Consider the following 4,763-nt stretch of genomic DNA (forward strand, 5'->3'; position numbering starts at 1 on the left):
CGCCCACGGGCGGGCATCGAGGTCGGCGTCGGCGAAGGGGCGGGGGTGGAGGTCGAGGCGGGGGTCGGCAGCGAGTTCGGGAGCGAATTCCGGGGCGATGACGGTCACCGTGAAGCCGCCGTCGAGGAGGGTGGCCACCTTTCGGGAGGCGATGGCGCCGCCGCCCACGACGAGGGCGGGGCCGGCGGAGGGGAGGAGTTCGATCAGGATGCTCATGCGAGGACCTCGAGCAGGGCGGCGACGAGCTGGGGCAGGCCGGGCGTAGCGGCCTCGGCGTCGACGCGGCCGAAGCGTGCGCGGACGGTGGCCGAGGTGGAGGGGCCGATGCTCACGAGGCGCACCGAGGGTGAGGGGCGCGCCTCGCCGAGGGCCTCGGCGAGGAAGGCGGCGGTCGAGGCGGAGGTGAAGGTGATGGCGTCGGCCTCGAGGATGCGCGGCAGGAGGGCCGGGTCGAGCGGCACGGGGGTGGTGTGGTAGGCGTCAATGCGCTCGACGTGGGCGCCGCGGCGGCGGAGGGCGTCCTCGAGTTCGGGGCCGGCGAGCGCGGAGATGGGGAGCAGGACCCGGGCGCCGTTGACGCGCGGGAGCTCCTCGGCGAGAACGGCCGACGTGGCGCGCGAGGGGAGAAAGTCGGGGCGGACGGAGCGGGCCGCGAGCGCGGCGGCGGTGGCTTCGCCGACGGCGGCGATGCGGGCGGTGCCGAGCGCCCGGATATCGCGGCCGGCGGCATCGAGGGCGGCGAAGAGGGCCGCGGCGCTGTTCTGGCTCGTGACCACGATCCAGTCCCAGCGGCCGGCGGAGCGCTCATCGATGGTGATGGCGCCGGGACGCAGGGTGATGGCGATGGCCGGGGCCTCGATGACATCGGCACCGAGGTTGCGAAGCATCTCGGCGAGGGCGGATGACTGGCTGCGGGACCGGGTTACGACCACGCTGCGGCCGGCAAGGGGGCCGAATCGGCCGGGGCCGAGCAGCCCGGCCAGTTCGACGACGCGCCCGACGACGGTGATGAGCGGGGTGGGCAGCGAGGCAGCGAGGCCGGCGATTTCGCCGAGGGTGCCGACGACGGATTGCTGCGCCGGCAGGGTGCCATGGGCGATGGAAGCGGCCGGGGTGGCCGGGTCCCAGCCGAGGGCGAGGAGCCGATCGACGAGGGAGGGAAGGTGGGCGGCGCCCATGAGGATAACGAGGGTGCCGGCGACGGCGGGAGGAGGGAGGTCGGCCGGGGGTTCGCCCGTGGATTCGGCGCCGGTGAGGACGGTGAAGCGGGTAGCGAGACCGCGGTGGGTGACCGGGATGCCTGCCGCGGCCGGCACAGCGACCGCGGAGGTGACCCCCGGGATGACCGTGAACGGGAGACCGGCCTCGCGCAGGGCGAGCGCCTCTTCGCCGCCGCGGCCGAAGACGAAGGGGTCGCCGCCCTTGAGGCGCACGACCCGGCGCCCCGCGCGGACATGGTCGACGAGCAGGCGGTTGATTTCGTGCTGGGGGACGGAGTGGGCGCCGGCGCGCTTGCCGACGGGGATACGGAGGGCATCGGCCGGGGCGAAGTCGAGAACGGCAGGGTGAAGCAGGGCGTCGTAGAGGACGACCTCGGCGGCGGCGAGGGCGTCCCGGCCGGCCAGGGTGAGCAGCGACGGGTCGCCGGGGCCGGCTCCGACGAGCCAGGCGCGGCCGGTGAGATTCGGCATATCGTTCATTGTGGCATGGCGATGAACCGCGGGCGCGGGTTCGGGCTACGGGGTGAATATGGTCTCAACGGGGGATTTCAGGCAGGTGAACATCGGCGTATCGCGGAGGGTGTAGCGGCTGGCCTCGGTGAAGCGGAGGCGGGAGACGAGGTCGACGAATTCCTGGGGGTAATCGGAATCGAAGGCGACGACGAACTCCTGGTCGTCGATGCCGTAGCTGTAGCTGGTGTTGAGGCGGACGCCCTTGAACGGTGCGGAGACGTGGATGTGTTCGTCCATCATGCCCTGGCGGGCATGGGGGCTGAGGGCGTACCAGTCGCGGGTCTTCACGAAGGGGTAGACGAAGAGGAACTGGCCTTCGCCGGGGAGGAGTTCGACCCCGTGGCCGGAGCCTTCGATGCGGTTGACGTACTGGGAGCGCTTCTGGAGGGAGAGGAAGCTGTAGGCGGGGCTGAGCCAGCCGGCCATGGCGGTCGTGTTGAGGTCGCGCTGCATCTCGTTGAAGCGGCGGACGTCGTTGGCGATGCGCCAGAGCATGAAGTCGCAATCGGCGCGGAGCCCTTCGAGGGTGTAGGTGCGGAGGATGAGGTCGTCGCGTTTGGCCCAGCGACGCAGGACGTCGGTGTACTCGGCGTGGAGGCCGCAGCGCTCCTCGCGCGGAAGGCGGCGGAAGGCGGGATCGATCCGGAAGAAGGCGAAATTGAGGAACTGCCGGGTAGCGCGGTCGGGGTCTTTCGGCTGCACGCGGCCGGAGGGGTCGAGTTCGACAATCGGGCCGCGGGGCCGTTCGGGGCGGGATTCGGCGGTCATGCGGTGGCCTCCTGGGGTTCGGGGTAGCCGGCAGCGCGGAGCTGCTGGATGCGCTCGTATTCGGCATCGGTGAGGGGTGCGGCCTCGCACGCAGCGGCGAACTCGCGGAGGCCGGCTTCGTCGTAGATGTTCGGGAGGACGGCACCAATCGCGGGTTCGCGGAGGATGAACTGGATGGCGGCCTGCCCGAGGGTTCGGCCATCGCGGGCGAGGAACGCGAGGGTGCCGGCGCGGCGGATGCCTTCTTCCCAGGCGGCGCGCTTTTCGGGAGTATCGATGCGCCAGCGGCGGTGATCGCCGGGCGGGAACTCGGTCGCGCGGGTGGCTGTGCCGTCGAGGAGACCGGAGGCGTGGGGCACGCGGGCGAGAACGCCGACCCCATGCTCGCGGGCGACGGGGAAGATCGCTTCGCCGAGCTCCTGTTCGAGGATGTTGTAGATGATCTGCGGCGGCAGGCCGCGGCGGACGGCTTCGATGCCTTCGGCGGCCTGCCGCAGATCGAAAGCGGGGCCGAGGGCGACGCCGTAGTCGCGGATGAGCCCTTCGCGGCGGGCGTCCTCGAGTGCGCCGAGCAGGTCCTCGCGCCGGATGGCGTCGATGCGCGGGTTGTGGAGCTGGTAGTAGTCGAGATAGTCGGTGCCGAGGCGGCGGAGGGACTCTTCGAGCGAACGGAGCATGTGGGCGGGCGACCAGTCCTGGGGGCGCTCCTGCTGGTTGGCGCGCGGCGGCACGGAGAGGTCGTAGCCGAACTTGGAGGCGATGACGATCTCCTGGCGGCGATGCCCGAGCGCCTCGGCGAGGATGGTCTCGGCGGCGCCATCGGCGTAGGTGTTGCCGGTATCGAAGAAGGTGATGCCGAGGTCGAAGGCGAGGCGGAGGAGGCGGATGCCTTCCTGGCGATCGGTGACGCCCCACCAGGTGGTGCCGACGGTCCAGACACCGAAACCGACGGCGGAGAGGGTCAGGGGGGTGCCGTGAAGGGGGCGGTAGTGCATCTCAGCAGTCCTCGCGCATGGTGGATGGGTCGATGCCGCGCTGGCGGCAGAAGGCTTGGTAGGCCTGGGGGAGGATCTCGGAGGGCTTGATTTCCGAGCGGCCGCCCCAGAACTGCGTGGTGTAGCTGACGGGAATCCCGGCTTCGGCGAGATGGGCATCAATGGCGGCCTTGTGGGCGAGGAGCGCGTCCTTCTCGGTGCCGTGAGCGACGGCCATGATGTTGACGTTGCCGAACTCGGGGCCGGCCTCCCGCCAGTAGGCGTGGGTGATGATGTGGTGGCGGCCGACTTCGCCGCCGGCGCGGAGTTCGTACCCGGGTTCGACGGCCCAGTGGAAGAGGGCGTTGTAGCGGGTGACGCGCTCGCCAGTCGGGAGCGGCTTGACGTGCTCGAGGAAGGTGGAGAAGCGGGCGATGAGGCCCTTCGCCTCGAGGCGGCGGACCGCTTCGAGGAAGCCGGGCAGGGTCATTTGGGCGGCTTCAGCCCGGGCGCGCCAGGGCTCGGCAACGATCTCTTCGGGGGCGAGGGGCTCCTTGAGGGCGGCGAGGGCGCGCCACTCGGCGTCGTCCAGGCGGGTCAGTCCTGGGTAGAGGGGACTGGCGGGGACATCCGCGCGGGAGCCGGGCTCGATGGTGCGCCGGCGGACGTGGCCCACCCCGAGGGCGAACAGGCAGCGTGCGGGCATGATGCGCCAGGCGACGGCGCCGATTTCGCGGCCCATGAGGTGGACGTGCTTCTCGAGGGAGAAGCCCTGCGGGACCTTAAGGGTGGTCCAGAGGCGGTAGGCTGCCCCGGGGAGGCTGGAATCGGTGCTGCGGATGACGACGTGGCCGGAGAAGGGGTCGGCGGCGGCGAGGGTTTCGAAGGCGGCGTTGAGGCGGTCCGAGGGGACGTTCCAGGCGACCAGGGCGCCGTGGGCAAGCGAACCGGTCTGGAGGGTCTGGCGGACGCGGCGAATGACGCCGGCCTGGAGGAGCTCGCGGATGCGGTCGATGACGAGGGGCTCCGGGAGGCCGGCGCGGCTGGCGATCTCGGCGAAGGGGCGCTCGTGGAAGCCTGCGAGGCCGTCTTCGGAGACGGCGAGGATGGCGGCAGTCTCGGGGTGGTGGGTGCTGAGGGTGGCGATCATGCGGGCTCCGGGGTTTCGAAGATGTCGGCGACGAGGCTGGCGGTCTCAGGGTCGAGGGCGCGCAGGCGGGCGGAGGGTTCGTGGAGGAGGTGGGCGAGCAGGCTGCGCGTGATGGTCTCGAGCACGGGACGGGGGATT

Annotated in this window: 5 protein-coding genes; all 5 read right to left on the bottom strand. The window is 71.4% G+C overall.

The genetic code is table 11. The features are described 5' to 3' along the window. On the bottom strand, positions 1-216 hold a 216-nt coding region (locus VAE46_RS10275; protein WP_322796846.1), incomplete at its 3' end, for an NAD(P)-dependent oxidoreductase. Further along, positions 213-1,691 (bottom strand): uroporphyrinogen-III C-methyltransferase, encoded by a 1,479-nt coding sequence (gene cobA / locus VAE46_RS10280; RefSeq protein ID WP_322796847.1) that lies wholly within the window; start codon positions 1,689-1,691, stop codon positions 213-215. The genes cobA and VAE46_RS10275, both read right to left, overlap by 4 nt. A gap of 45 nt (positions 1,692-1,736) precedes the next feature. Beyond that, complete coding sequence (locus tag VAE46_RS10285; RefSeq protein ID WP_322796848.1) at positions 1,737-2,501, bottom strand: chlorite dismutase family protein; 765 nt, start codon at positions 2,499-2,501, stop codon at positions 1,737-1,739. Beyond that, the gene (locus tag VAE46_RS10290) at positions 2,498-3,496 is read right to left on the bottom strand and encodes an aldo/keto reductase (protein ID WP_322796849.1); all 999 of its coding nucleotides are present in this window, start codon (positions 3,494-3,496) and stop codon (positions 2,498-2,500) included. Before VAE46_RS10290 ends, VAE46_RS10285 begins: the two co-directional genes overlap by 4 nt. Before the next feature lies 1 nt (position 3,497). Next, the gene (locus VAE46_RS10295) at positions 3,498-4,625 is read right to left on the bottom strand and encodes a hypothetical protein (protein WP_322796850.1); all 1,128 of its coding nucleotides are present in this window, start codon (positions 4,623-4,625) and stop codon (positions 3,498-3,500) included. Positions 4,626-4,763: the final 138 nt, after the last annotated feature.

The organism is Tepidiforma sp. (assembly GCF_034433535.1).
Lineage (GTDB): Bacteria > Chloroflexota > Dehalococcoidia > Tepidiformales > Tepidiformaceae > Tepidiforma.